This is a genomic window from Paraburkholderia sp. MM5384-R2 (genome assembly GCF_014201025.1).
Taxonomy (GTDB): Bacteria; Pseudomonadota; Gammaproteobacteria; order Burkholderiales; family Burkholderiaceae; genus Paraburkholderia; species Paraburkholderia tuberum.
Genome location: NZ_JACHDI010000012.1, coordinates 100,509 through 126,892, shown reverse-complemented (window position 1 = coordinate 126,892; position 26,384 = coordinate 100,509). Strand labels below are relative to the sequence as shown.

The window sequence follows — 26,384 nt, the reverse complement described above, 5'->3', positions numbered from 1 at the left end:
GGCTCCCGTAAAACCTCACCATTGCCCGGACCTCCTGGAACTCCTCACCATTCGCACTACTTCAGCAACGCCATCTGCACGACCTTGACGATCACGAGCGCGATCGCGAGCAGCAGATAGCCGCGCAGCACCCCCATCCATACGCGTTTGGCGAGCGTCAGACGCGGCGGCGGCAGTTCGTCGAGGGGCGGCATGCGCCACGTGTTGCGCGCGTCCTTCGCATAGACCGGAGCCGGCTCGGCCGCGGACTCGCCGCGCAGCTTGCGCATCCCGAAGCTCGCCACATACCCGACGACCGCGAGCAACGTGCCGCCCGCCAGGACTTCGACGATCGTTTCCGCCGCAATGTCCGGATAGATCACCGACGCGGTCAGGATGATCGACAGCATCACGAGCACCCAGATCACCGCGCCGGTAAACAGATTGAGCTTCTTCGAATTGGCCCACGGACCGAGCACCGCGCGATCGTTGCACAGCAGCAGCAGGAACACGGTCGCGCTCGGCAGCAGTACGCCGGCGAGCGTCTGCACCGCTTCGGTCAACAGACCGAGCGGGCTGCCCGGAATCAGCACCAATGCCGCGGCGGCCGCGACGATCGCGAAGTACACGACGTAGAAGCCCTTCGCATCCGACACGCTACGGTGCAGCGAATGGCGAATCTTGAACACGTCGCCGATCGCATACGCCGTCGATAGCGACACAGCCGCCGCGCCGATCACGCACGCGTCGAACAGCGCGATCGCGAACAGCACGGCCGAGGTACGTCCCGCGTATCTCTCGAGACCAGCGATCACACCGCCCGCGTCCGTGAAGTTGCCGAACCCGGGCCGTCCGTCGAACAACGCCGCGCTGAACGAGATCATCGCGACCGCGCCGATCAGTACGAACACGATGCCGATCCACAGGTCGGCTTTTTCGTAGTTCATGAAGCGCGGCGTGATGCGCTTGTCGACCACATAGCTCTGCTGGAAGAACAGCTGCCACGGAGCAACCGTCGTACCGACGATGCCGATTACGAGCAGCATCACGTCGGACAGCTTCGAGTGCGCGGGCCAGTTAGGAATGAAGAAGTCGCGCGCGATCTGGCCGACCGGCGGATGAATCGACACGAGCACCGGCACGAGCAGCAGGCTCAACACGCACAGCGCGACCGCGAAACGCTCGAAGCGGCGGAAGTCGCCGGTGCTGACGGCGGCCATCGTCAGCGCCGCGGCGATACACACGCCCGCGATCTTCGAGACGCCGAAGAAGTCGAGCACGAACGTGATGCCGATGAATTCCGTCACGATGGTTAGCGCGTTCAGCAGGAACAGATCGACGACGCTGAACGCGCCCCAGAACTTGCCGAAGCGCTCGAAAATAAGCCGCGCGTGGCCCACGCCCGTGACCGCACCGAGCCGCAACACCATCTCCTGATTGACGAACAGCACCGGCACCAGCAACAGCATGGTCCACAGCAACGTGGTGCCGTAGTTCTGGCCGGCCTGCGTATAGATGCCGAATGCGCCCGCGTCGTTGTCGCCGACCATCACGATCAGACCGGGGCCGAGGATCGCGAGCAGCGTGCGCAGGCGCGCCCACCAGCTCGTGCGTGGCGCGATGTCATGGTGAGCGATCGTGCCGAGCGCGCCCTTGATATCGCCGACGTGTGCCGAATCGAGCACGGCGCTGCGCGCGGAGGAAATGTTCGTCGGAGTAGACATGTTGTTCTCTCCTGGTTGTATTTGTCGAAGGTCGGATCGCGAAACGCTATGCCACGCGCGACATCACGCGACGGCAGAAGGCGATGAACGGATGCGGTGCGTGTAGCACGAGCATGCCGTCGTAATGGGCGCGCGATTCCTGCACACGCGGGAACTGCGAAAGAAGGAGGCCGAATTGCATGAGGGATCTCCGTGCGCCGGTTTCGACGCGCTGGTGGAAAGCCAGCAGACACGGAGGCCGCGTATATCCGGGCGCGGCGGTGGAGGTCTACTCGCTTTCCTCAGTTGATAGAACGGGGAAGCGGCATAAGGGATAACTGTCACTGTCGGGCATGGCGGCTCCTTGTCGGTGTGTAGCGGGGACTGCGTTCGAGCGTCTGAAGCGTTCGCTACGCACGTTCGCTACGCACGTTCGCTACACACGTTCGCTACACACGTGTTTATCCACGCGTTCGCGCGCATTGCGTTGAACTGTTTGCGTTGACTGACAACGCGCGCGCAAACGCGACCGCAAGCGCAAGGCTCGCGATGCGACGCCGTATCGGCGCGTGAACGCGCGTGAACGCGGCGTTCCTGTCATGCGGATACGACGTTACTTTAGGTGCACGGGAAGAAACTGCGGCGCGCACCGTCTGCCAACTGGCAAGACGGCGGCTGATGAAGAGAGCGCGGACGTCCTGCCGGTCAGGCAGCGAATCTGTTCGAAAGTCGGCTACTGCAGGTGTCCAAGGCATGAGCCCCATTGGTGATGATTTTTGAATTCTAGGGTTCGCCTTCCGCCGAGGTCAACCTGTTTCTTAAGCAGAGCAGAAAAAATGTGCGGCGCGCGACGGTGGGCACTTTGAATGACATGCGGGTCGAGGCCGATATAGGGGGGAGGTCGAACAGGCGGCACCGATCCGTCCGGCCGATGCCACCACGCCGTGCTCACTGATTGGCGCGCCGTCGCTCGGTCAGCCGGTTATGCACGCTTCTGACGCCGCGAACCGATCGCGCGGCGTTGCCGGCTCGCGCGATTTGCGATTGCCGCGGCACGGTGCCGGTCAGCGTAACGACGCCGTGACGCGCTTCGACACGGATGTTCGCCGAATTGAGGTTCGTGGTGCGCGTGAAAGCGCGGCGGACGTCGCGGACGATTGCGCTGTCGGACCGGTTGTTGTTCCGGTTCGAAGTCGCTGGGACCGACTGGCTTTGCATCGACGCATCGTTCGGCATCTCGCGCGTCTGTGCGTTTGCATAGGTCGCGCAAGTCGCGATGGCCACCGAGAACATTGCACCGAGGATTCTGCTCGCGCCGTTTGTTTTCATTCTTCCTCCTTTGCCGGTTTGTCAGGAACTGCCGTTCGAGCCGCGTGCTGCCAGCGGGGAAGAGGCGGCGCAACGCACTACCGCCTCGCGACGAGTCATCGACCGTCGGCCCCGATTATATTCTGCGGCGCACGCGCCGATCCTGATAGGTGAGAAGATTCGGGAGCCGCCGAGGTGAGAATATGCGCACCTGTACGCGCACTTCAAAACTGAAGGTGAGGGAATTCGGGAGTCGCCCGGACGGCGCTACAAATTGCGAATGGTTTCCTCTGAAACTCATATCGCATTCCCAACGTTGCTTCATTCTCGTCAGGTTCGTCGACGCGATGAAGAACGTCGTCGCGGTGCGTGGGGCTGAAGAACGTGCCGATCGAATGAACGTGGCGCGTGCATCGCGTCAAAGGTGAGGACTTTCGGGAGTCGCGCGCGGGCGGTTCTTTTGCAACTAACCGGCCGGGCCAGGAACGGCACAAACCGCGCGGCAAGAGGCTCGCGGGAATGCGCGCATTCATGCCTGTCAGCCATAGGTGAGGATATTCGGGAGCCGTCGATGCTGTATCGGGCGACGGCCCGTCGTGCCGACGTACAAAACGCGCTTCATGCAGTCGCCAATCATGGCATCCGTCGGGGTGACCGTGCGCCGGCTGGTTAACGTAAGTCGTTGAATGTCCAGGCGATCTGCCGCGTACGCGGCCGGCATCGGCGAAGCGATCCGGCTGCGTTCGATCAAAGGTGAGGGATTTCGGGAGCGGTGTGTGAGCGCCGTAATACGCTCGCTGAAATGCCTCATCGAGTCCTCTTTTCACCTCAAAGGTGAGGCTTTTCGGGAGAAACGACGACGGTAGCTGACGCCGATCCGCCACTGCTCGGTGCTTGAGGTGAGGATTTTCGGGAGCGCAAATACCCGGCAGCACTAGCCCGTTCAGGCCGATTTCGCGATCTCGCGAATGTCCGCGACCGGCGTCTGCCCGAACGCATCGCTGAGCGCATAGTCGATCAGCTGCGCCGCGCATTGCTCGGGCGTCGACAGTTGGCCGTTGCGCTTCAGCTCGTCGAAGCGCTGGCGCATCGGGAACTGCTCTTCGCCGCTACCGCGAATTTGCGCCTGCATGTCCGTATCGATCACGCCCGGCGCGAGGCTGCAGATGCGCAGCGCGCGATTCGCGTCGAGCGCGACGGCGCGCGCGTGATGATCGAGCGCGGCCTTGGTCGCGCAGTAGATGCTCCAGCCCGGATACGCGTTGCGCGCCGCGCCGCTCGAAATGTGCACGATGCGGCGGTCGGTTGCGTCGACGGCCGCGGCGGCGAGCGCGCTCGCGAGCATCAGCGGCGTCGCGACGTTCAGGCTCACCGCGTCCGCGACGCTCGCGGCGTCCTGTCCTTCGATGGGCCCGATCGGCTGCATCATGCCCGCGTTGTTGATCAGCAGCACCGTCTGCGCGCCGCGCACGAAGTTGCTCAGTGCGTCGGTGGCGATCCATTGCGCGACGCGTGCGGGCTCGGCCAGCGGCAGCTCGATCTCTTCGAGCCGCGCGGCAAAGCGCGCCTTCAGCGCGGCATGCCGCGAGCGCGACAGACCCAGCACCGTGACGTTGCGTGCGAGCAGTTGTTCGGCGAGCGCCGCGCCCAGGCCGCGCGTATGGCCGGTGACGATCGCGCGAATCGGAGAAGAGGAGGTCATGTCGTTCCTGGTGATCGTTGACGTGCAGAGTCGACGATTTTCTCACGCCGTATTCACACCGGGCGAAAGCGCTCGCGATACTGCATCGGCGTCACGCCAAGCCGCTTCGTAAACACGATGCGCATGCGGTCGGCGGTGCCGAAGCCGCAATCGTAGGCGATCGTCTTCAGCGCCGCGGCGCTGCTTTCGAGCAGCTTGCGTGCGGCATCCACGCGCGCGCGTTCGACGAATTCATGCGGCGTCACGCCGGTTTCCTGCACGAACACGCGCGCGAAGTTACGCGCGCTCATGCCCGCGACGTCGGCGAGTTGCTTGACGGTGAAGCTGTCATGGATACGCGCCATCACGTGCGCCTGCACTTTCGCGGCGGGCGAGGTGTCGTCGGCGGGCGCGGTCAGATAGGGGCTGAATTGCGACTGACCGCCTTGCCGCTGCGCGAACACGACGAGCCGCTTGGCGACCGCGAGCGCGCTATGCGCACCGTGATCCTCGGCCACCAGCGCGAGCGACAGATCGATGCCGGCCGTCACGCCCGCAGAGGTGACCAGCGGCCCGTCGCGCAGATAGATGCGATCGAAGTCGACGCGCGCGCGCGGAAACTGCGCGGCGAGTTGCGCGGCGTGCTGCCAGTGCGTCGTCACATGGCGCCCATCGAGCAGGCCCGCGTGACCGAGCGCGAAAGCGCCGGTGCAGATCGAGCCGTAGCGAGCGCAACGTGTCGCGACGTTGGCGAGCCAGTCGAGCAGGCGCGCGTCCGGCACTTCGTTGCGCGGTAGCGCGGGGCCGCCGGCGACGAACGCGAGATCGAACGGTTCGCGCGACTGCTCGAAGGTCGCGTCCGCCACCAGGGTCATCCCGTTCGACGCGCGCAGCGGCGCCGGGTCCGCGGCCAGCAGTTTGACCTCGTAGTGCCGCGTGGGCGCGACAAAGCGGTTCGCTTCGGAGAACACGTCGACGGGACCGGCGACGTCGAGTGCCTGCACTCCTGGGAAGATCGCGATCGCGACGGTGGGCATCGGATGACTTCCATTGACGGGGAACGTGAAGGGCACGCCGCGGCAGTCAACGCTGTGCGTTTGGCAGTGTTCAACGGCTCGCGGCAATTGTTCGCGGCGCCGCGCTGGCCAATACTGGATCGGTCGGACGCGCGGTCTCACAGGCAGACGACAGGCATCGACATCACGGCGCGGACCAGCATACCAAAACGCGCTCGGAAGCGGCGGCGCGCGTCCCGTTGATTACTTTCACATTCACGTTCGCATACGAAGGAGTACGCCGCATGACTACGACGATCGCAGGTATCCAGATTCCCGACAGCATGATGGCGCGTGAAGCCACCGAGCTCGTGCGCGACACCGAAACGGAGTTGCTGTATCACCATTCGCGGCGCGTGTTTCTGTTCGGCGCGCTGGCCGGGCAACGCAAGCAGCTGAAGTACGACCCCGAACTGCTGTACATCGGCGCGATGTTTCACGACATGGGTCTCGTCGCGCCATACAGCAGCGAGCAGGAGCGCTTCGAAGTCGACGGCGCGAATGCCGCGCGTGAATTTCTGCGGCGGCATCGGATCGGCGAGAACGACATCGAGCAGGTGTGGACCGCGATCGCGCTGCACACGACACCAGGCATTCCGCAGCATATGAAGCCGGTGATCGCGCTCGTCACTGCGGGTGTCGAAATGGACGTGCTCGGTCTCGCTTACGACGAATTTAGCGAGCAGCGGCGCGAGGAAGTCACGCATGCGCATCCGCGCGGCGCGCACTTCAAGGAAGGTATCATCGATGCGTTCGCGCACGGCACGATCCACAAGCCGCACACGACGTTCGGCAACGTGAAGGCCGACGTGCTCGCGCTGAAAGACCCGCATTATCATCGCGAGAATTTCTGCACGATGATTCTGGGTTCGGCGTGGAAGTCGTGAAGGGCTGCTTGCGGCAGAAATGAGGTAGCGCGATAATGCATCGCTAATGCGATGCATGGAGAGAACGATGAAAAGCGCTACTTTCCCGTCGGTTCGGGTCAAGCCCGAGCTGCGGGCCGCGGCCGAGGACGTGCTGCAGGACGGCGAAAGCCTGTCCAGTTTCGTCGAGCAGGCGATCCGCGACAACATCGCGCGGCGCCTGAATGTGCGTGAATTCGTCGTGCGAGGGCTCGAGTCGCGTGCTGAAGCGAAGCAAAGCGGCGACTACGTATCGGCCGACGACGTGCTCGCCGGTCTTGAAACGCGGCTCCGCGAAGCAAAAACGAAGGCCCGCGCGAAGAAGCACCGATGACGTATCAGGTTCGTTTCACACGCGCAGCGGCGGCGGACCTGCTGAGACTGTACGATTTCATCCTCGAGCGGGACGACACGGATTTCCCGCTCGCCGAACGCGCGTTGCAAGCCATCCGCGATGGTATCGCCACGCTGCGTACGTCGCCGTTCACTTGCCGAAAGGTTCAGCGCGATACGCCGTTTTTGCGCGAGCTGCTGATCCCATTCGGTCGCGCGGGCTACGTCTCGCTGTTCGAAATCGACGACAGCCAAACCGTGACCGTGTTGGCGGTGCGCCATCAGCTAGAGGATGATTATCACTGACCGAACTTTCGTCGCCGCGCCATGGTCATCAAAAATCTTCTCCGCAAGCTCGACCTCACCACGTTGCAGCTTTTTCTCGCCGTCTTCGAAGAGGGCACGCTCACGCGTGCCGCCGAGCGCGAGGCGATCGCCGTGTCCGCCGCCAGCAAGCGGCTGGTCGAACTCGAACAGGCGGTCGGCGCGTCGCTATTCCAGCGCAACGCGCGCGGCATGACGCTGACGCCGGCCGGAGAAACGCTGTTGCATCACGCGCGCCGATGAACTGAACCTCGTGATGTCCGCGAGTTAGACGCATAACCGCGCGAACATGCGCATGAGCTGCGAGTCGTCGCTCGCGTCGTTCGACGACATCGTGCGTTGCGCGATGGCCGCGGGCGTGCGGCTCAACGCGACCGTGGCGACCGCGTTCGGCTGTCCGTTCGAAGGGCGCATCGACGAAGACCGCGTGATCGGCATCGTCGACGCGTATCGCGAGATGGGCATCGAGGGCATCACCCTCGCCGATACCACCGGTATGGCGAATCCGCGCCAGCTGGCGCGACTTGTCAAGCGCACGCTCGAGCGGCTGCCGGCCGCCGCGCTCACGCTGCACTTTCATAACACGCGCGGCCTCGGTCTCGCCAACGTGCTCGCCGCGTATGAAACCGGCGTGCGCCGTTTCGACGCGGCGCTCGGCGGGCTTGGCGGCTGCCCGTTCGCGCCGGGATCGTGAGCCCGGTGATGGTCGGACGTGTGAAGGATCTGACCGGCAGCACGACGCCGGCGCTGTATGTGATCGGCGCGATGAGCGTGGTGTGCGCGCTGATCGTGCTGTATGGGTTGCCGGAGTCGTTGCGCAGTCATGAAACGACGCAGTGAAATCGAGGGTGGAGGGCGCGGCCGTTGGCTTGCATCGCGTGAGGTGCCGCGCCGCTGCCCGCTCCCGCATCCGTGCACGATAGGCCTGCCGTATCAAACACTTGGCAGGCCTGTGCGCAGGTTGTCCACAAGCTTGTTCCCAAATTATGTGGACAACTGGACTTCGAGGTCGGCGCGAGTGAAACGGCATCCTTGCGAAGCCCACTCGCCAGTATCACGGACTCCGTAGCGACGCTCACTGCCTACGCGTGCACCGCGCGCGGATAGTTCTCATGCTTCAAGCACTTAAGCTCGCTGTGCGAAGGTTGTCCACAGGCTTGCCAACAATTTAGGTGGACAAGTATTGTTTGCCGACGGAGTGGCGAGGAGCGGGATTCGGCATCAGTTGTCCGCATCACGCCTTCAACCCGGAGGCCGAAGCGACCACCTCCTCCTGCACCTGCACCTGCAAAACCGCATCCCGCTTATCGAGCAGATGCTGCCGCAAAATCGCGCTGAGCTTCTTGCCGTCGCGTGCCTCGAGCGCCTTCAGCATTTCATCGTGATCGTGAATCGCGCGGTCCCACTTCGGCGTCTGATAGTTCGAGCGAAAGCGCAGCGCCTGCAGCCGCCGGTTGACCGACACATACGTCTGCCGCAGCGCCGAATTTCTCGCCGCTTCGTTGATCTTGTCGTGGATCGCCTGGTTGCGACTGTAGTAGCCCGGCAGATCGTTCTGCGCGCGGCACGCCAGCATCGCGTAATGCAGCGCCTTGATCTCTGCGAGTTCGGCCGCCGTTATGCGCTCGGCCGCGAGTTCGCCCGAAAACGCTTCGAGGCCGCTCATTAGCTCGAAGGTCTCACGCACCTCCGCTTCCGACATCTTCGATACCGACGCGCCCCGGTTCGGCGAAATCTCGATCAGACCTTCGGCAGCCAGCACCTTCAGCGCCTCGCGCAGCGGCGTGCGCGAAATGCCGAGCGTTTCGCACAACTCCCGCTCGTTCAGTTTCTTGCCGGGCTCCAGCGCTCCCTCGACGATAAAGCGGCGAATGTGCTCCACCACCGTGTCGTGCAGGCGCTGACGCTCGACCTTCGGCATCAGCGGGGCAGCGGTCAGACCCGCGTCGAGATCCGAATTTTGCATACAAAAATCCTCAGCTTCACATGAATAGGATTTTATCGGAACCATATCGATTAGTTAATCCATGCGCACACGCGGGTAAACACGGGCCTTAGAGGCCAATTTTCGTCTTGGGAGCATCACGGTTCGTCTGATATAGTTTTTTGCATGCAAAATTCAATTGGAGGAGTTCGATGCTAAAGCTAGACTTTCATCCCGCTGGCCGTCACTTCCTGCAGATTCCGGGGCCGAGTCCGGTGCCGGATCGCATCCTTCGCGCGATGAGCTATCCGACCATCGACCATCGCGGACCCGAATTCGGCGAGCTGGGTCTCAAGGTGCTCGACGGCATCAAGAAGATCTTCAAGACGCTGCAGCCGGTCGTCATCTATCCGGCGTCCGGCACGGGCGCATGGGAAGCCGCATTGTCGAATACGCTGAGCCCCGGCGATCACGTGCTGATGTTCGAGACCGGCCATTTCGCGACGTTGTGGAAAAAAATGGCCGTGCAGCTTGGCCTGAAGCCCGAATTCCTGGGGCTGCCAGGCATCGAAGGCTGGCGGCGCGGCGTGCAGCCGCAGATGATCGAAGAGCGTCTGCGCGCCGACACGCAGCATGCGATCAAGGCGGTCTGCGTCGTGCACAACGAAACCTCGACCGGCGTCACGTCCGACATCGCCGCCGTGCGTCGCGCGATCGACGCCGCGGGCCATCCGGCGCTGCTGCTCGTCGACACGATCTCCGGTCTCGCGTGCGCTGATTATCGTCATGACGAGTGGGGTGTCGACGTGACCGTGTCGGGCTCGCAAAAGGGCTTGATGCTGCCGCCGGGCATCAGCTTCAACGCGATCTCGCCGAAGGCGATGGCCGCCAGCCAGCACGCGAAGCTGCCGCGCAGCTTCTGGGACTGGGCGGAAATCGTCGAGATGAACAAATCCGGCTACTGGCCGTACACGCCGAACACGAACCTGCTGTACGGGCTGCACGAAGCGATCGAAATGATTCTCGGCGAAGGGCTGGACAACGTGTTCGCGCGTCACGAGCGGCTTGCCGAAGCGACGCGCCGCGCGGTGCGCGCGTGGGGGCTCGAAATCCAGTGCGCCGATCCTGCCGTCTATAGCCCGGTGCTGACGGGCGTGATGACGCCCGACGGCGTCGATGCCGATGCGGTGCGCAAGCTGATCTACAAACGCTTCGACATGTCGCTCGGCACGGGCCTCGGCAAGATGAAAGGCCGCATGTTCCGCATCGGCCATCTTGGCGATTGCAACGATCTGATGCTGCTCGCGACGTTGGCTGGCTGCGAAATGGGTCTGCGGCTTGCTGGCGTGCCGCTCAGGGAAAGCGGCATGCCGGCCGCGATGGAGTGGCTGAGCCAGGCACCGAAGACGCCGGGGTTGAAGGCCGCGGCTTGATTGCCGGGCGCAGGGAGCGCTTCCCTCATCGAGCCGCGCGCAGAACGCGGCCAGAACAACATGCAATGCGTCCATAGAGGCCCTCGCGGCCGACGGGCGACAGACGCAGCGCGCCACTTCAGGCGCGCCGTCGACAGATGCCATGGAGAGAGACGATGAAGCGGTTTCGTTTGACCAGTGCGACCAGTATCGTTCTAGTGATGCTCTGCATCATGTACTTCATCACGTACCTCGATCGCGTGAACGTCAGCACCGCGGCGGCGGGTTTCGGCAAGGAATTCAATCTCACGCATACGCAGGTCGGGCTCGTGTTCTCGGCCTTCGCGTATCCGTATCTGCTGTTTCAGGTGATCGGCGGCTGGGTCAGCGATCGCTTCGGCGCGCGACGCACGCTGCTGTTCTGCGGCGCCATCTGGGGTCTCGCGACGGTGCTCACGGGCTTCGCGGGCGGACTCGCTTCGTTGCTCGCCGCGCGGCTCGTGCTCGGTTTCGGTGAAGGCGCGACGTTCCCGGCTGCAACATCGGCGATGTCGCGCTGGGTCGCGAAAGAAAAACGCGGCTTCGCGCAGGGCATCACGCACGCGGCGTCGCGAGTCGGCAACGCGGTCGCGCCGGCGCTCATCGTGATCGTGATGACCAACTGGGGCTGGCGCGAATCGTTCTATATCTGCGGCGCGCTGAGCCTGGTGTGGGTCGTCATGTGGGCGCTCACGTTCACCGAGCATCCGAAAGATCATCCGCGCATCACGCCCGAGGAACTCGCGGTGCTGCCCACGCCGAAGCCGAAAGTCTCCGGCCTGCCGTGGGGCAAGCTGTTTCGCCGCATGACGCCGGTCACGATCGTCTACTTCTGCTACGGCTGGACGCTGTGGCTGTTCCTGAGCTGGATTCCGCTGTACTTCCTGCATAACCACCATCTGCAATTGAAGAAGTCGGCGATCTTCGCGTCGGTCGTGTTCTTCGCCGGCGTGATCGGCGACACGCTCGGCGGCATCGTCACCGATGCGATCTTCAAGCGCACCGGCAGCCTCAAACGCGCGCGCAGCTGGATGGTGTCGGTGTGCATGCTGTTCTGCCTGCTGTCGCTGATTCCTCTGATGTTCACGCATGACCTGACGCTGTCGATTGCCTGTCTCGCGTCGGGCTTCTTCTTCGCCGAGATGACGATCGGCCCGATGTGGGCGATCCCGATGGATATCGCGCCGGACTTCGCCGGCACCGCGAGCGGCATGATGAACACAGGCTCGGCGCTCGCCGCGATCATCTCGCCGGTGATGGGCGGCTTTCTGATCGACCGCTTCGGCAACTGGGATCTGCCGTTCGTGGGCAGCATGTTGCTGATGGGCATCGGCGTCGTGCTCGCGTTCCGCATGCAGCCCGAGAGCCGCTTCGAAGTTGGCGCGTCGGAGAAGGCGCACGTTTCCACCCGGATGGGCGTGTAAAACATGACTTCATCATTGAGTCAGCTGCTTGCCGATGCGCGTCGCAGTCGTACGGTGCTCGATACGTTGCCGCCGGAGCTGCTTCCTTCCGATGCCGACGCGGCCTACGCAATCCAGCACGAAATCTTGAGCGCATGCGGCGCGCGAATCGGCGGCTGGAAGATCGGCGCGAAATCGGCGAGCGGACCGATTCAAGGCGCGCCATTGCCCGACACCGATCTGCACGCCGACGGCGCGCGTCTGTCGCGCGAAGGCTTCGCGCCGCTCGGGCTCGAACTCGAAGTCGCGTTCCGTTTCGGCCGGCGTTTCGAGCCGTCCACGAAACCGTACCGCGAGGACGAAGTGCTCGCGGGCATCGGCTCGATCGGCGCGACCATCGAGATCGTCGCGAGCCGCCATGCCGCGTGGCCCGCCATCGACAAACTCGCGCAGCTTGCGGACCTGCAGAATCACGGCGCGCTGATCGTCGGTGAATTCACACGGTATCGCGAGGATTTTCCGTTCGTCGAGCCGTCGCTGCGCTTCGCGTTCAACGGAGGCAATGTCGTCGAAACGACACCCGCGAATCCGGCCGGCGATCCGCGGCGGCTGTTGACGTGGCTCGTCAATCACGCGAGTTCGCGCGGCATTGCGGTGACGCCGGAGATGGTGATCACCGCCGGTTCGTACAGCGGCATGTTCTTTCCGCGCGAGGCGGGCGACGTGAGCGGGCATATCGAAGGGCTCGCGCCGGTGCATCTGACGCTGTACTAGGTAATTCGAGCTGCGTGGTTCAGGCGCGCTCCTCACAGGCCGACGAAATGACGAATCCCACTGCGGGCTTGCTCGTCAAGCCGATCCATCTGGTCCCCTCCGCCGCGCGCGCAACGAGTCCGCTCGCGCAGCATCTGCGCAAAGCGCTGCGCGGCGACGTGCTGTTCGATCTCGCCAGCCGCGGCCGCTACGCGACCGATGCGTCGATCTATCAGATCACGCCGGTCGGCGTCGTGGTGCCGCGCGATCAGGACGATCTGCGCATCGCGCTCGAGATCGCGCGCAGCGAGAAAGTACCGCTGCTCGCGCGCGGCGCGGGCACGAGCCAGTGTGGGCAGACGGTCGGCGAAGCGCTGGTGGTCGATACGAGCAAGTGGCTCAACAACATCGTCGCGTTCGATGCCGACGCGCGCACCGTGACGGTCGAGCCCGGCGTCGTGCTCGATCATCTGAACGCGTGGCTGAAGCCGCATGGACTGTGGTTCCCGGTCGATGTATCGACGTCTGCCCAGTGCACGATCGGCGGCATGGCCGGCAACAACTCGTGCGGCTCGCGCTCGATCGAGTACGGCAACATGGTGCACAACGTCGAGGCGATCGACGCGATTCTCGCCGACGGCAGCGAAGCGCGCTTCGCGTCGCTGCGCGAGCCGCCGCAAGGTGAGCGCTTGCAGCAGATCGTTGCGGGCGTCACGCGGATCGCGCAGCGCGAGCGAGACGAAATCATCGCGCGCGTACCGAAGGTGCTGCGCCGCGTCGCGGGCTACAACATCGATCTGTTCGACTGCCAGAATCCGCGCACCTATACCGATGACGGCAGCGCGAACCTCGCGCATCTGCTGGTCGGCTCGGAAGGCACGCTCGCATTCAGCCGGCAGATCACGTTGAAGCTCGCGCCGCTGCCCGCGCACAAGGCGCTTGGCGTGGTCAACTTTCCGACCTTCCGGCAGTCGATGGCGCTCACGCAGCACATCGTCAAGCTGAAGCCGGTCGCTGTCGAACTCGTCGATCGCACGATGATCGATCTCGCGTTGAGCAATCCCGCGTTTCGTCCGGTGATCGGGAAGGCGCTGGTCGGCGAGCCGCAGGCGATTCTGCTCGTCGAGTTCGCGGGCGAGGATCGCGACGCGCAGCTCGCCTCGCTGAAGCAGCTCACGGAGTTGATGGGCGAGTTGGGCCTGCCCGATGCGGTCGTCGAGATGCCGGACGCAAATGCGCAAAAAGCGCTGTGGGAAGTGCGCAAGGCTGGTCTCAACATCATGATGAGCATGAAGGGCGACGGCAAGCCCGTGTCCTTCATCGAAGATTGCGCGGTGCCGCTCGAACATCTGGCCGACTACACGAGCCGGCTGACCGACGTGTTTCATCGCCACGGCACCGAAGGCACGTGGTACGCGCATGCGAGCGTCGGTACGCTGCACGTGCGGCCGATTCTCGACATGCGCCGCGACGGCGCGACAAAAATGCGCGCGATCGCCGAGGAAGCGGCCGCGCTCGTGCGTGAGTACAAGGGCGCGTATTCCGGCGAGCATGGCGATGGGCTATGCCGTGGCGAATGGGTCGCATGGCAATACGGGCCGCGGCTCAACCAGGCGTTCAGCGAAATCAAGGCGTTGTTCGATCCGGACAACCGCTTCAATCCCGACAAGATCGTGCGTCCGCCGAAGATGGACGACGCGCGCAATTTCCGCTTTGCGCCGGGCTATCGCGAACAGCGCATCGAAACGGCGCTCGACTGGTCGACGTGGAACGTGAAGCGTGACCCGCTGACGGGAGAAGAAAGCGCGCCCGGCAGCGGCGACGATCTGAGCGGCGGCCTCGCGAAAGCGGTCGAGATGTGCAACAACAACGGCCACTGTCGCAAGTTCGACGCGGGCACGATGTGCCCGAGCTATCGCGTGACGAAGGACGAGCAACATTTGACGCGCGGGCGGGCCAACACGTTGCGGCTCGCGATTTCGGGGCAGCTCGGCGAAAGCGGGCTCGCGAGCGATGACGTGAAGGAAACGCTCGACCTGTGCGTATCGTGCAAGGGCTGCAAGCGCGATTGCCCGACCGGCGTCGATATGGCCAAGTTCAAGATCGAGGCGCGGGCGGCGCGTGTCAAGACGCATGGGGTGCGGCTGCGCGACAGGCTCGTCGCGTTCATGCCGCGCTATGCGGGCGCGGCGAGCCGCATGCCGAGGCTGCTGGCGCTCGCGGACAACGTGCCGGTGCTGTCGGCATGGTTCAAGCGCTCGCTCGGCTTCGCGACCGAGCGGAGTTTGCCGCGGTTCAAGAAGGCGTTTCTGGCCGATGCGGTGTCCGCGAAGCCTGCACGCAACGCTGCGCAGGCGTGCGCGCTGAAAGAAGTCCTGCTGTTCGTCGATACCTTCAACAACCACCTCGAGCCCGACAACGCGCGCGCCGCGCAACAGGTGCTCGAAGCGGCGGGCTACACGGTCCACTTCAATGCACGCCCGGGAGAGCGTCCGGTGTGTTGCGGCCGCACGTTTCTCGCGGCGGGGCTCGTCGACGAAGCGAAAGAGGAAGCGCGGCGCATGCTCGAGCTGTTCAGGCCGTTCGTCGAACGTGGTGTGCCGGTGGTGGGGTTGGAGCCATCGTGTCTGCTGTCGTTGCGCGATGAATTCCTGCAGTACGGCTTCGGCGAAGAGGCGCAGCGCCTCGCGCAGCACGCGTTTCTATTCGAGGAATTCCTCGTGCGCGAAGAAAAGGCCGGACGATTGCAGCTCGAATTGAAGCCGCTGCCGATGCAGCAGGCACTCGTGCACGGCCACTGCCATCAGAAGGCGTTCGACGCATTCACGCCGGTGCAGACCGTGCTGAAGTGGATTCCCGAATTGAAGGTATCGACGGTCGAATCGTCGTGCTGCGGCATGGCCGGCAGCTTCGGCTATGAAGCGGAGCACTACGCGAGCTCGCAGGCGATGGCCGAGCTGTCGCTGCTACCCGCGGTGCGCAAGCTGGACGCGGCCACGGTGATGGTCGCCGACGGGACTAGCTGCCGGCATCAGATTCACGACGGCGCGGGCGTCGACGCGATCCACGTCGCGCGCGTGCTGGCGATGGCGCTGCGATGACGCGGAGCTAACCGCAAAGCGAAACTCAAACGCGAATCTCAAACACCGATAGCCTGCCGGAACCCACTCGGCGTCACCCCGACAGCCTCGCGAAACCGGTGACTAAAGTGACTCGCGTTTGCATAGCCACACTGCCCGGCGATCTGCGCGAGCGGCAACGTCGTCGTGCGCAGCAGCGTGCGCGCGCGATCGAGCCGCTGCCGCGCGATCCAGGCGGCGGGCGGCAACCCGAACGACTCGCGAAACATCCGCGCAAGATGAAACTCCGACAGCGCCGCGACACCCGACAACTCCCCGAGCGTCAACGGCTGCGCAAGATGAATGTCGATATAGTCGCGCAGGCGGCGCCGCGTCGCGGCCGACAGCCCGCCTTTCAGCGCCACGTTCGCGCGCCGTACGCCTTGGCCGCGCAATAGCAGGCTCAGCCCTTCGTGCGCGGTCTCGTTGGTGCGCAGCAGACCGTCGGGACTTTCCCACTCCTCGTTGACGAGCGACTGACACAGGCTCGCAATGCGCGGGTCCTCGAAATAGGTGCGATCGGCGAGCGTCAGTTCGCGCGGTTCGCGGTCGAGCTCCTGCACCGCGCGTCGCGTGAAGTGCTCGGGCAGGAAGTACAGATGCATGAAGTGCATGTGGCCGCGCACCCACCAGCGCGATTCGTGATCGCCGGGCAGTGCGCACAGCCGCGACGGCGCGCCGTAGTGGCCCGGCATTTTCTGGCGCTCGGTGCGATAGCCGCCATCCAGATAGCACGACAGCGTGTGATGGCCGGGCCGTTCGTAGACGGTCTCGTCCTCCTTCGTGTCGCGAGTCCATAGCGCGATCGCGAGTCCGTCGCCGAGCCACGCGAAGCGGTCCAGATGCGCGTTCGCACTGGCGAGCGTGTGACAGACCGACTGCAGGCCAAAAGGCATGCCGGCGGTGGATATCACGGGGACGGACGGGGTGGGGTTCACGGCGGCGCGCGGAGGTTTTCCGGTGTACGGTGGTGGTTGAGCGGCCAGTATACGGCGCGTCCCGTCAGCCTGCGCATCGGCGCGAAAAAGTGCGCAATTTTGGACAATTGCGGGCGGCGGCGCGGTTCCATAGTCGGGCTTTCTTCCATGCTGCGCGTTATCGCAGTTCGTCATTGCAGTCTGAGGCCCGACCATGAATCTCCTCCTTTACGCCATCACCGTGCTGATCTGGGGCACCACGTGGATCGCGATCAAATGGCAACTCGGCGCGGTGCCGCCACCGGTATCGATTGCGTGGCGTTTCTGGATCGCCGCGCTGCTGATGTTCGCACTGGCGCGCATCATGCGCCGCCCGATCTGGCCGCCGCGCGACGCCTGGCGCTACCTCGCCGCGCAGGGTCTCGCGCTGTTCTGCCTGAATTTCCTGTGCTTCTACTACGCCGAACAGCTCGTGCCGAGCGGGCTCGTCGCGGTAGTGTTCTCGACCGCGCCGCTGCTGAACTCGATCAACGGGCGGCTGTTCATGGGCCGGCCTCTGCAGCCGAGCGCGATTGCGGGTGCGTTGCTCGGGCTCGTCGGCATCGTCTGTCTGTTCGTGCAGCAGATGGCCGGGCATCTCGGCGATCACACCGCATGGCTCGGGCTCGGCGTCGCGTTTCTCGGCACGCTGTGCTTCTCGGCCGGCAACCTGCTGTCGAGCCGCATGCAGTCGATGGGCCTGCATCCGTTCGCGACCAACAGCTGGGCGATGCTGATCGGTGCTGCCGTCCTGACGCTCGGTAGTCTGTTCGCCGGCTATTCGTTCGCGGTGGAACCGTCGGCGCGCTATCTCGGTGCGCTCGCGTATCTCGTGGTGTTCGGCTCGGTGATCGGCTTTACGGCGTACTTGATGCTCGTCGGCCGTATGGGCCCGGAGCGGGCCGCCTATTGCACGGTGCTGTTTCCGATCGTCGCGCTCGTGGCATCGACGCTGTTCGAGGGCTATCGGTGGTCAGCGCTCGCGGTGGTCGGTCTGATGCTCGTGGTGGCCGGCAATCTGGTGGCGTTCGATCTGACGCGGCGGATTTTCGAGCGTCGCCGGGCGGCGCGGACATGATGAACGTCTCGCTCAAGGTGAGGATTTACAGGAGCAGAAAAAGCAACTGAATCTCTGATCGGTGAGTCTTTACGGGAACCGGTTTTTACCGGTTTCATGAAGGAAAGATCGTGTCGGAAACATGATTCGATGCAAATGGAATGAATTGGATGAATCGGCATTCAATAATAATTTTTTAATCAATAAATTTACTATTTTTATATGAGATGATAAAACGCCAAATATGATGTGCGCGTCTCGCGCCTCGCAAGGACCGACTGCCGTGAAGCCTTTCTCCCGCCTTGGCTTGGCCGTGGTGTTAATCCACAGCCTGATCTCGCCGAATGTTTCCGCGCAATCCAAATTGAATTACACGACCTCCTGGATCGGTAATAGTTTCGGATTTTGCGACGGCAAATGGATGCAGCAGGATATTCAGGCCATTAGCGTCGGCGCCAATGGCACCGTTTATACGAATGCGCCGTGGGACGAAAGCGGCAGTGAAATCGCCGCCTATCGCGCGGGCGACAAGCTCGCGGTGGCCGGTTCGACGCATGGCTGGGGAGCGGCCGGCGGCGACGCGGTGGCCGTCAACCAGACGTACCTCTATGCGGCGATGTCGATCGGCAATGAGAACAATGCGCTGGTCGGCGCCGACTATCCGCCGGCCAATCAGACCTGGTACGGCATCACGCGACGCACGCTTGCGAACCTCGCGACCGGCGCGCCGTTTTCCGGCGGCATCGGCAATAGCGCGAACGCGACGAAGAACAGTTTCGTCGCGGTCGATACGGTGAAGACCGGCACCGACGCGAGCATTCGCGGCCTCGCCGCAACCGACAGCGAGCTCTACGTGGCCGACACGTACGGCAACCGGATCGCCGTGTACGACGCGCAGTCCATGCAGCCGCTGCGTTCGTGGAGCGTCGCGTCGCCGGCCCGCATCGCGATCGACACCGACTCGACGCTGTGGATCATCAGCGGCTTCGGCACAGCCAATCTGAGCATCCTGCACTACCGCGCCGACGGCACCGCGCTCGCCGGTCCATTGACGCTGCCCGCCGGCACCGTGCCGAGCGACCTCACAGTGACGCCATCCGGCCAACTGCTGGTCGCCGACAACGGCGTTTCGCAGCAGATCCTCGTGTTCAACAAGGGCGCGGGCGGCCAGATGCAGGCGGGCACGTCGATCGGCACGCGCAACGGCATTTTCCACCCGGTGCGCGGCGTGCCCGGCGATACGCGTTTCAACGGCATCACCGGCATCGGCGTCGACGCGGCCGGCAATCTGTACGTCGCGCAAAACGGCGAGGGACCGCGCGCGCTCGGCTCGGCATCCGTAGGGCAGGGCGCAGTGCTGGAGAGCTACGTGTACGGCACGCGCGTGCTCAACTGGCGGCTCTACGGTCTGAGCTTCGTCGATAGCGGCGCGTTCGACCCGGCCACGCCCGCTTCCATCTACACGGGCTCGAAGCGCTTCACGCTCGATTACAGGCAGCCGGTCGGCCACGAATGGTCATATGCGGCGTTCACGCTCGATCGCTTCGATTACCCCGACGATCCCGCCTTTCACGAGCCGCGCGGCGTGCGTGGCGAACCGATGGTGCGCAGATTCGATGGCCAGCGCTTTCTCTATACGCTCGATCCGGGCGCGCACTATCTGAACGTCTATCGCTTCGATGCCGCGCATGGCGAGATCGCGATACCGTCGGGGATGCTCGCGCAGAATCCGCTGCCCGGCGCATGGCCCGCCGCGCAACCGACGTACGGCGAATGGCTGTGGCGCGACAGCAATGGCAATGGCGCCGTCGACGCGAGCGAGATCAGCGGCAATCCGTCGACCGGCAGCACGGTCGGCGACGGCTTCTGGTGGGTCGACGAACCCGGCAACGTGTGGCTTGCCACGCCATTGAGCGGCGTGCGCGAGATGCCGCTGCAAGGTCTCGACTCCGCCGGCAATCCGATCTACACGTACGCGAGTGCGAAGATGTTCGCGATGCCCGCGCCATTCACGCGGCTCGCGCGGCTCGTCTACGTCGCGGCGACCGACACGATGTATCTGTCCGGTTTCACGAGTGCGATTCCGTGGGACCCGACGCACTGGAAGGAAGCGGGTCCGGTGCTGGCCCGCTACGACAACTGGAGCAGCGGCAACCCGACGCTCACATACACGGTCTCGCTGCCGTGGAACACGCAAAGCGATCCGCAGACCACCACGGTCGGCGTCGCGGTGGCGGGCAACTATATCTTCGTTGCCGAGTTGTACACCGATCGCATCGACGTCTATGACGCGCGCAACGGCACGGCGGTCGGTTACATGACGCCGGGCGCGAGCGTCGGCGGCACGAGCGGCTGGGTCGACGTGTATCTCGGCATCAGCGCGGTGCAGCGCGATAACGGCGAGTACGTGGTGCTGGTCGAAGACGACGCGCGCGCGAAGCTGCTGATGTATCGCTGGACGCCTTGACGTGGATCGCTGTCGCGCCGAACACGAATAGACGGCGGCGCACGATCGGTATATAACAACTTTACCGATGCACTCAATGGAGCGATGTTCGATCATGACGCAAGACGTTTCTCCCAAGCCGCCCTCCGACGATCGTCCCGAGATCGAGCAGCTCGACGCGGCGCTCAGTCACGTCGATCAGCAGGTGTCGTCAGGCGGCATTGCATCGGGCGCCGCGAAAGGCATTGTGTACAGTCTGATCGAAACGCTCGGTGCGCTGGTCGGCGATCCCGATCTGCCGGAGCACGCACGTTCGGGTTACGAGGGACTGCTGGAGGCCGCGCGCGAGTTGCGCGCGAAGTTGGACCGCTGAGTGGACCGCTGAACGCGCGGGTCCGCTCCGGCGCAGCCATCGTGCCGTCTGCTATACAAAAGCGCACTGTGTAACTCACCGTGCGCTTTTTTTTTCATGCTCTCTGAGGCTCACGCCCCGAGCGCCACCTCTTCACCGCTCGTCTGCGCCAGCAACTGGTGAATCTGCGCGACCACGGCCGCGCCTTCGCCGACCGCCGCGGCCACGCGTTTCGTCGAACCGGCACGCGCATCGCCGATCGCATAGACTCCTTCGACCGTGGTCCCGAGATCGCACGCGGTGGCCGAGCCATCCGCGCTGATGCCGGTCAGCACGAAGCCTTTCGCGTCGAGCTGCACGCCGCAGGTACGCAGCCATTCGGTGTTCGGGTCCGCGCCGGTGAACAGAAACAGATGCCGGGTGTCGAAGTGATCGACGCCGCCGGGCAGCGGCCGCTTCAGCGCGACCGACACGAGCCCGTCCTCATCGCCTTCGAGCCGGCCGACTTCCGAATTCGGATGCACGAACACGTTCGGCAGCGAGCGGATGCGGTCGATCAGATAGCGCGACATGGTCGCCTCGAAACCGCTGCGGCGGATCAGTACGTGAACCTTGGCCGCGTGCGTTGCCAGATAGACGATCGCCTGGCCGGCCGAATTGCCGCCGCCAACCAGCACGACCTCCTGGCGCTTGCACAGCTTCGCCTCGACCGGCGACGCCCAGTAGTAGACGCCGCGTCCGTCGAAGCGCTCGAGCCCGTCGAGCGCCGGGCGCCGGTACACGGCGCCGCTCGCGATCACGATCGCCTGCGCGCTGATGTGGCCGCCGCATTTCAGCTCGAGCCGATACGGCGACTGCCGGCAATGCAGCGCTTTCACGTTGACTGGGATCGCCACGTGCGCGCCGAACTTCTGCGCCTGCACGAACGCGCGGCCGGCGAGCGCCTGGCCCGAGATGCCGGTCGGAAAGCCGAGGTAGTTTTCGATGCGCGAGCTCGCGCCCGCCTGGCCGCCCGGCGCGCGGCTGTCGAGCACGATCACCGAAAGTCCTTCGGAGGCAGCGTACACCGCGGCGGCAAGTCCCGCCGGCCCCGCGCCGACGATCGCGACGTCGTACACGTACGTGTCGTCGAGATCGGGCAGCATACCCAAGCGAGTGGCAAGCTCCGGCATGCTCGGATGACGCAGCACCGAGCCGTCCGGGCAGATCACGAGCGGCAGGTCCTCGCGCTGCGCGGCGAACTGCTCGATCAGACGCAGCGCGTCTTCGTCGCGTTCGTCGATCACGGAATGCGGATGGCCGTTGCGCGACAGGAAGCCTTGCAGCGTCACGAGCCTTGCGTCGCTGCTATTGCCGATCAGGATTGGCCCGCCCGCGCCCTTTTCGATCAGCGACACGCGCCGCAGAATCAGCGCGCGCATGATGCGCTCGCCGAGTTCCGCTTCGGCGACGATCAGCGCGCGTAGGCGCTCGGGCGAAATCAGCAGCGCTTCGACGCGGCCGATCGCGAGGCCGTTCACCAGCGAGGGCTTGCCCGACAACTGCCCGACCTCGGCCAGGAAATGCCCGGCGCCGCGCTCGCTGATCACGTGCTCGCGGCCGATGCCGTCACGCTGATAGACCTTCACGCGCCCTTCGAGCAGCACGAACATGCCGGGGCCGGTGTGACCGGTCTCGAACAGCAGCTCGCCGGACTTCCAGTGACCGACCTCGCCGAAGCGGCGGAGCCGGTCGATCTCGGCGCAACTGAGCTCCGGAAACATCTGGTGCATGCGCGTCGATAGCGACGAAAACGGCGCGTCGGCGACGACCCCCTGCTGTCCTTCCACCTCTTGAGTCGAAACGTCCTGAGTCGAAAGCATTGAACCGCTCCTTCGATATATTCATTGCACGATTGAACGCGAGGCAACGCGATGCGCGCTCGCACGCCGGGACGAGCCGTGCCGCGCGCGTCAGGCGGACGATGCCGCCGCTGATTACGGCTAAACGGCTTTGGGCGCGATGTCGTCGACCGCGACTTCCGGCGGCGGCATCGCGGGCAGCGAGTCGACCGGCTTGCCCGAATCGCGCCAGGCTTCCATGCCGCCGCGCAGCGGCAGCACGTCGGAAAAGCCGGCTTCGTTGAGCTGCTTGGCCATCCATGCCGCGGAAATCTCGTTCGGGCAGGAGCAGTAGATCACGAGCTTCTGGTCGTGCGCATAGGTGGCGACGATGTCGTCGAGTTGCCGTTCATCGGCGAATTGCGCGCCGGGGATCACGAACGGATCGAGCTTGCGCTTCTCCTCCGAACGGATGTCGAACACGACCGGCACCCGGTCATCCGCGAACAGCTTCGCGAGTTCGTCGACCTCGATGCGCGCGGACGCGAGCTTCGCGATCAACTGACGGCGCCGGATCCACCGGTACACCGCGTACAGCACCAGCAACGCGACGACGACGAGCGCCGCCGTGCGCCCGAGCCGCCCGGCAATCGCGAACAGCATGTCGATCTGCCGCGCGAACAGCGCGCCGATGATCAGCCCGGTGCCGGACCACAGCGCGGCGCCGACGCCGTCATAGGTGAGGAAGGTGCGGTAGCGCGTGCCCATCGCGCCGGCCATCGGGATCGACACGATCGACAGCCCCGGCACGAACTTCGCGACCGCGAGCACGCGCACGCCCCAGCGGCCGAAGAAGCGCTCGGTCTTTTTCACGCAGGTGTCACGCGAGAGCGACAGCCGGCAGATCGTCTTCAGCGTATTGCCGCCGTAGATGCGGCCCGCGACGTACCACGCGCTGTCGCCGATCAGCGTCGCGAAGATCGACAGCACGAGGACCGGCAGCAGTTGCGTGCCGACCGAGCCGGGGTGCATCGCGGCCATCGCGCCGAACAGCACGAGCGACGGCATGGCCGGCACCGGCAGCCCGAGCGCGGCGGCCAGCACATTGAGGAAGACGAGCGCCGGTCCATATTGCGCGACGAGGTCATGTAGCATCGGTTTAACATCCGCGGCCCTTGCGGGCGCAGCGCGGTAAGGAATGCAAAGGGGAATTCAAGGATTATGGACGTATTTTCGAGACGTGCAACCGGCCCGGAAATTGGCCCGTCTTCTGGCTGCGATCAGGTCGCCCTAGATGGCCGCATGCCTCGATACACAAGCGTGGCAACCGCTTGTGACACGTTGTTGAGGCCGGGTAAGCGCGCTCGACGAGACGCGAAGGCGCTTGCAAAAAGCCGTAGGAAAGCGGGGATTGGCGGCGTGGACGGAACGAACGGAAGCACGGCGACGCGCGCCCAATGCGAATAACCCCGCGCTGACGCGTCGAAGCGCGACGCAACCGGCGCGAGAGGCCGCCGAGTCACGCGACGGTCACACCCGCCGCGCGCCCCCCTTCACTGACGATGATTGTGCTGCTCGCCCGGCAACTCGGCGCCATGCGCGCGGATCGCGGCGATCAGCTCCGCGGGCGTGATTTCGTAGCGCACTTCGCGATGTATGCCCGGCTTGCGCTCATCGACCTCGATCAGCAGGATGCCTTTGCCGTCTTCGGTCGATTCGAGGCGCAGCGAGCGAAGTTCGCGCGCCGTTGCGTCGTCGTATTCGGTGAGCAGGGCCATTGACCCGGAGGACCCGGTGATGCGCATCGAAGTTGTCCTTGTTGCGTTGGTGATGGAACCATTGTACGGGGCGGACGGCGTGCCGTCTGCCGCGTCGTCGTGCCGTGTCGCGTCTGCCTCTGTCTCGCCGGGGTTTTAGTCGAGTGTGACGCTGCCGCTAGCGGATTCGCGGTTGCGGAGCGAGCAACCAGTTTAACGCGACTCCTCGTCGCGACGAATGCATTTTTCATGCCCCACGGTGGCGCGACGTGCGCTCGGATTTTGTCATGCGGGTGACGCGGGGGCGGGCTAGGAAGCGTTCGGCGCGCGCAAAAAAATAGCCCGTCCGGATAGGGACGGGCCGTTAAACGCCGTTGTTACTCGGGTCAGCCTGCCCTTGCAACATTGGGCGCTGACAACTCCATCCTCGTGCTTCGTTGCCCGGCTGTCGAGGTGGGAGTAATGCGGATCTATCAGATCAAAGTACTGTTTTCCGGTTCGGCGTTCACACGAGGCCGGTCGCGTAATACACCGCGATCACGAAGAACACCGCGAGCGTCTTGATCACGGTGACCGCGAAGATGTCGCGATACGACTGCCGGTGCGTGAGACCCGTCACGGCGAGCAGCGTAATCACCGCGCCGTTGTGCGGTAGCGTATCCATGCCGCCGCTCGCCATCGCGACCACGCGATGCAGTACTTCGAGCGGAATATGCGCGGCTTCCGCACCCTTGATGAACGTATCCGACATCGCGGCGAGCGCAATGCTCATGCCGCCCGATGCCGAACCCGTGATGCCCGCCAGCGTGCTGACCGACACCGCGGCGTTGACGAGCGGATTCGGAATGCTTTTCAGCGCGTTGCTGACGACGAGAAAGCCCGGCAGCGCCGCGATCACACCGCCGAAGCCATATTCCGACGCGGTGTTGAGCGACGCCAGCAGCGCGCCTGCCACTGCCGCCTTGGTGCCCACCGCGAAGCGCTCGCTGACGCGACTGAACGCCGTCACGACGACCATCACGATGCCGAGCAGCAGCGCGCCCAGCACGGCCCAAATCCCCACGAGAGCCTTGACGCTCGTTTCGACCGGTGCATGCAGCCCCGGCAGGATGTCCGGGGTGACCGTGAAGGACGGGCCGTACCAGGTCGGAATCCAGCGCGTCAGCAGGAAGTTCGAGACGCCGACCACGACGAGCGGCGCGACCGCCAGCAGCGGATGCGGCAGCTGCTTCGACTCGACGCGCTCCGGCTCGTTGACGAGGTCGGTGCCGTAACCCTCGCCGGTCGCCATCGCGGCGCGGCGGCGCCATTCCAGATACGACAGACCGACCACGATGATGAACAGCGAGCCGAGCACGCCGAGCGTCGGCGCGGCCCACGAGGTGGTCTTGAAGAACGTCGTCGGGATGATGTTCTGGATCTGCGGCGTGCCGGGCAGCGAGTCCATCGTGAACGAGAACGCGCCGAGCGCGATCGCGCCGGGCATCAGCCGCTTCGGAATGTTGCTCTGGCGATACAGCTCGGCCGCGAACGGATAGACCGCGAACACGACGACGAACAGCGACACGCCGCCGTAGGTGAGCAGCGCGCACACCGCGACGATCACCGCGTTAGCGCGCGAGCGGCCGATATAGCGAATCGCGGCCGCGACGATGGACTCCGAGAAGCCCGACAGCTCGATCACCTTGCCGAATACGGCGCCGAGCAGAAACACCGGGAAGTACAGCTTCACGAAGCCGACCATCTTGTCCATGAAGATGCTCGTGAAGACCGGCGCGACGGCGGCGGGCTCGGTGAGCAGGACGGCGGCGAGCGCCGCGATCGGCGCGAACAGGATCACGCTGTAGCCGCGATACGCAGCGAACATCAGAAACGCCAGCGCGGCGATAACGATGAGAAAGGTCATTGAGTCTCCATAGCCCGGTTGTTCTACATGTTTGCCGTCCCGATCGAGCGACGGCGCGGCGCGCTCGGAACGCAGGTTCCATGCCATGCCTGCCGTTTTGCTGCTGGCCCGCCGTTGCGCATGGCGCGGCCGCGCAGCGGCGGGCCGAGGCA

The 26,384-nt window shown here is 64.4% G+C and carries 22 protein-coding genes and 3 pseudogenes; 13 read left to right on the top strand and 12 right to left on the bottom strand.

The features are described from left to right. Positions 1 to 56: 56 nt before the first annotated feature. The 6 genes from HDG37_RS20050 to HDG37_RS20030 all read right to left on the bottom strand — a co-directional run bounded on the left by HDG37_RS20050 (position 57) and on the right by HDG37_RS20030 (position 5,708). Positions 57 to 1,703 (bottom strand): NRAMP family divalent metal transporter, encoded by a 1,647-nt coding sequence (locus HDG37_RS20050; RefSeq protein ID WP_184050653.1) that lies wholly within the window; start codon positions 1,701 to 1,703, stop codon positions 57 to 59. A gap of 46 nt (positions 1,704 to 1,749) precedes the next feature. Continuing rightward, on the bottom strand, positions 1,750 to 1,884 hold the full coding sequence (locus HDG37_RS39405; protein WP_018424053.1) for a hypothetical protein: 135 nt from the start codon (positions 1,882 to 1,884) through the stop codon (positions 1,750 to 1,752). Between the two features lie 746 nt (positions 1,885 to 2,630). Further along, entirely contained in the window at positions 2,631 to 3,011 is a 381-nt protein-coding gene (locus HDG37_RS20045) for a BON domain-containing protein (protein ID WP_184050651.1), read from the bottom strand. A 517-nt stretch (positions 3,012 to 3,528) separates the two neighbouring features. Then, a complete protein-coding gene (locus HDG37_RS20040; protein WP_184050650.1) occupies positions 3,529 to 3,801 on the bottom strand; it encodes a hypothetical protein in 273 nt (90 codons plus the stop codon). A gap of 132 nt (positions 3,802 to 3,933) precedes the next feature. After that, a complete protein-coding gene (locus HDG37_RS20035; RefSeq protein ID WP_184050648.1) occupies positions 3,934 to 4,692 on the bottom strand; it encodes an SDR family oxidoreductase in 759 nt (252 codons plus the stop codon). A 53-nt stretch (positions 4,693 to 4,745) separates the two neighbouring features. Then, positions 4,746 to 5,708, bottom strand: a complete 963-nt coding sequence (locus HDG37_RS20030; RefSeq protein WP_184050646.1) for a GlxA family transcriptional regulator — start codon at positions 5,706 to 5,708, stop codon at positions 4,746 to 4,748. A 263-nt stretch (positions 5,709 to 5,971) separates the two neighbouring features. Here HDG37_RS20030 and HDG37_RS20025 point away from each other — a divergent pair, with 263 nt between their 5' ends. The 6 genes and pseudogenes from HDG37_RS20025 to HDG37_RS20000 form a co-directional block, all read left to right on the top strand. Further along, the gene (locus tag HDG37_RS20025) at positions 5,972 to 6,613 is read left to right on the top strand and encodes an HD domain-containing protein (RefSeq protein WP_184050644.1); all 642 of its coding nucleotides are present in this window, start codon (positions 5,972 to 5,974) and stop codon (positions 6,611 to 6,613) included. A gap of 67 nt (positions 6,614 to 6,680) precedes the next feature. Then, positions 6,681 to 6,965: a YlcI/YnfO family protein gene (locus tag HDG37_RS20020; RefSeq protein WP_090808191.1), complete on the top strand. Its 285-nt coding sequence runs from the start codon at positions 6,681 to 6,683 to the stop codon at positions 6,963 to 6,965. Next, entirely contained in the window at positions 6,962 to 7,270 is a 309-nt protein-coding gene (locus HDG37_RS20015) for a type II toxin-antitoxin system RelE/ParE family toxin (protein WP_184050642.1), read from the top strand. Before HDG37_RS20020 ends, HDG37_RS20015 begins: the two co-directional genes overlap by 4 nt. Positions 7,271 to 7,291: 21 nt before the next feature. After that, positions 7,292 to 7,528: pseudogene (locus HDG37_RS20010) on the top strand (LysR family transcriptional regulator); the annotation flags it as partial. Further along, positions 7,521 to 7,979 (top strand): annotated as a pseudogene (locus tag HDG37_RS20005) (hydroxymethylglutaryl-CoA lyase); the annotation flags it as partial. The pseudogenes HDG37_RS20010 and HDG37_RS20005, both read left to right, overlap by 8 nt. Next, positions 7,973 to 8,128: pseudogene (locus HDG37_RS20000) on the top strand (MFS transporter); the annotation flags it as partial. The pseudogenes HDG37_RS20005 and HDG37_RS20000, both read left to right, overlap by 7 nt. Positions 8,129 to 8,522: 394 nt before the next feature. On the opposite strand, the gene HDG37_RS19995 reads toward HDG37_RS20000, so the two are convergent. Then, entirely contained in the window at positions 8,523 to 9,254 is a 732-nt protein-coding gene (locus HDG37_RS19995) for a GntR family transcriptional regulator (protein ID WP_184037898.1), read from the bottom strand. Between the two features lie 170 nt (positions 9,255 to 9,424). On the opposite strand from HDG37_RS19995, the gene HDG37_RS19990 reads away from it, so the two are divergent. From HDG37_RS19990 to HDG37_RS19975, 4 genes are all read left to right on the top strand, one after another. Further along, positions 9,425 to 10,645 carry an alanine--glyoxylate aminotransferase family protein gene (locus HDG37_RS19990; RefSeq protein WP_184050640.1) on the top strand — a complete coding sequence of 407 codons (1,221 nt, stop codon included), beginning with the start codon at positions 9,425 to 9,427 and terminating at the stop codon, positions 10,643 to 10,645. 155 nt (positions 10,646 to 10,800) lie between these two features. After that, the gene (locus tag HDG37_RS19985; protein ID WP_184050638.1) at positions 10,801 to 12,087 is read left to right on the top strand and encodes an MFS transporter; all 1,287 of its coding nucleotides are present in this window, start codon (positions 10,801 to 10,803) and stop codon (positions 12,085 to 12,087) included. Between the two features lie 3 nt (positions 12,088 to 12,090). Continuing rightward, positions 12,091 to 12,840, top strand: coding sequence for a 2-keto-4-pentenoate hydratase (locus HDG37_RS19980; protein WP_184050636.1), 750 nt, complete (start codon positions 12,091 to 12,093; stop codon positions 12,838 to 12,840). A gap of 47 nt (positions 12,841 to 12,887) precedes the next feature. Continuing rightward, positions 12,888 to 15,920 carry an FAD-binding and (Fe-S)-binding domain-containing protein gene (locus tag HDG37_RS19975; protein WP_184050634.1) on the top strand — a complete coding sequence of 1,011 codons (3,033 nt, stop codon included), beginning with the start codon at positions 12,888 to 12,890 and terminating at the stop codon, positions 15,918 to 15,920. 38 nt (positions 15,921 to 15,958) lie between these two features. Here the strand turns inward: HDG37_RS19975 and HDG37_RS19970 are convergent, their stop codons facing one another. After that, complete coding sequence (locus HDG37_RS19970) at positions 15,959 to 16,834, bottom strand: helix-turn-helix domain-containing protein (RefSeq protein ID WP_184050632.1); 876 nt, start codon at positions 16,832 to 16,834, stop codon at positions 15,959 to 15,961. 235 nt (positions 16,835 to 17,069) lie between these two features. Here HDG37_RS19970 and HDG37_RS19965 point away from each other — a divergent pair, with 235 nt between their 5' ends. The 3 genes from HDG37_RS19965 to HDG37_RS19955 all read left to right on the top strand — a co-directional run bounded on the left by HDG37_RS19965 (position 17,070) and on the right by HDG37_RS19955 (position 20,770). After that, on the top strand, positions 17,070 to 17,972 hold the full coding sequence (locus tag HDG37_RS19965; protein WP_184050630.1) for a DMT family transporter: 903 nt from the start codon (positions 17,070 to 17,072) through the stop codon (positions 17,970 to 17,972). A 262-nt stretch (positions 17,973 to 18,234) separates the two neighbouring features. Beyond that, complete coding sequence (locus HDG37_RS19960; protein ID WP_184050628.1) at positions 18,235 to 20,418, top strand: hypothetical protein; 2,184 nt, start codon at positions 18,235 to 18,237, stop codon at positions 20,416 to 20,418. A gap of 94 nt (positions 20,419 to 20,512) precedes the next feature. Beyond that, the gene (locus HDG37_RS19955) at positions 20,513 to 20,770 is read left to right on the top strand and encodes a hypothetical protein (protein WP_018424067.1); all 258 of its coding nucleotides are present in this window, start codon (positions 20,513 to 20,515) and stop codon (positions 20,768 to 20,770) included. Between the two features lie 110 nt (positions 20,771 to 20,880). On the opposite strand, the gene HDG37_RS19950 is transcribed toward HDG37_RS19955, so the two are convergent. The 4 genes from HDG37_RS19950 to HDG37_RS19935 form a co-directional block, all read right to left on the bottom strand. Then, positions 20,881 to 22,611, bottom strand: coding sequence for a cyclic nucleotide-binding domain-containing thioredoxin-disulfide reductase (locus HDG37_RS19950; protein ID WP_184050626.1), 1,731 nt, complete (start codon positions 22,609 to 22,611; stop codon positions 20,881 to 20,883). 120 nt (positions 22,612 to 22,731) lie between these two features. Then, a complete protein-coding gene (locus tag HDG37_RS19945; protein WP_184050625.1) occupies positions 22,732 to 23,724 on the bottom strand; it encodes a DedA family protein/thiosulfate sulfurtransferase GlpE in 993 nt (330 codons plus the stop codon). 398 nt (positions 23,725 to 24,122) lie between these two features. Then, positions 24,123 to 24,374, bottom strand: a complete 252-nt coding sequence (locus HDG37_RS19940; RefSeq protein ID WP_008921056.1) for a hypothetical protein — start codon at positions 24,372 to 24,374, stop codon at positions 24,123 to 24,125. A 457-nt stretch (positions 24,375 to 24,831) separates the two neighbouring features. After that, complete coding sequence (locus HDG37_RS19935) at positions 24,832 to 26,232, bottom strand: GntP family permease (protein WP_184050623.1); 1,401 nt, start codon at positions 26,230 to 26,232, stop codon at positions 24,832 to 24,834. Between the last annotated feature and the right edge of the window lie 152 nt (positions 26,233 to 26,384).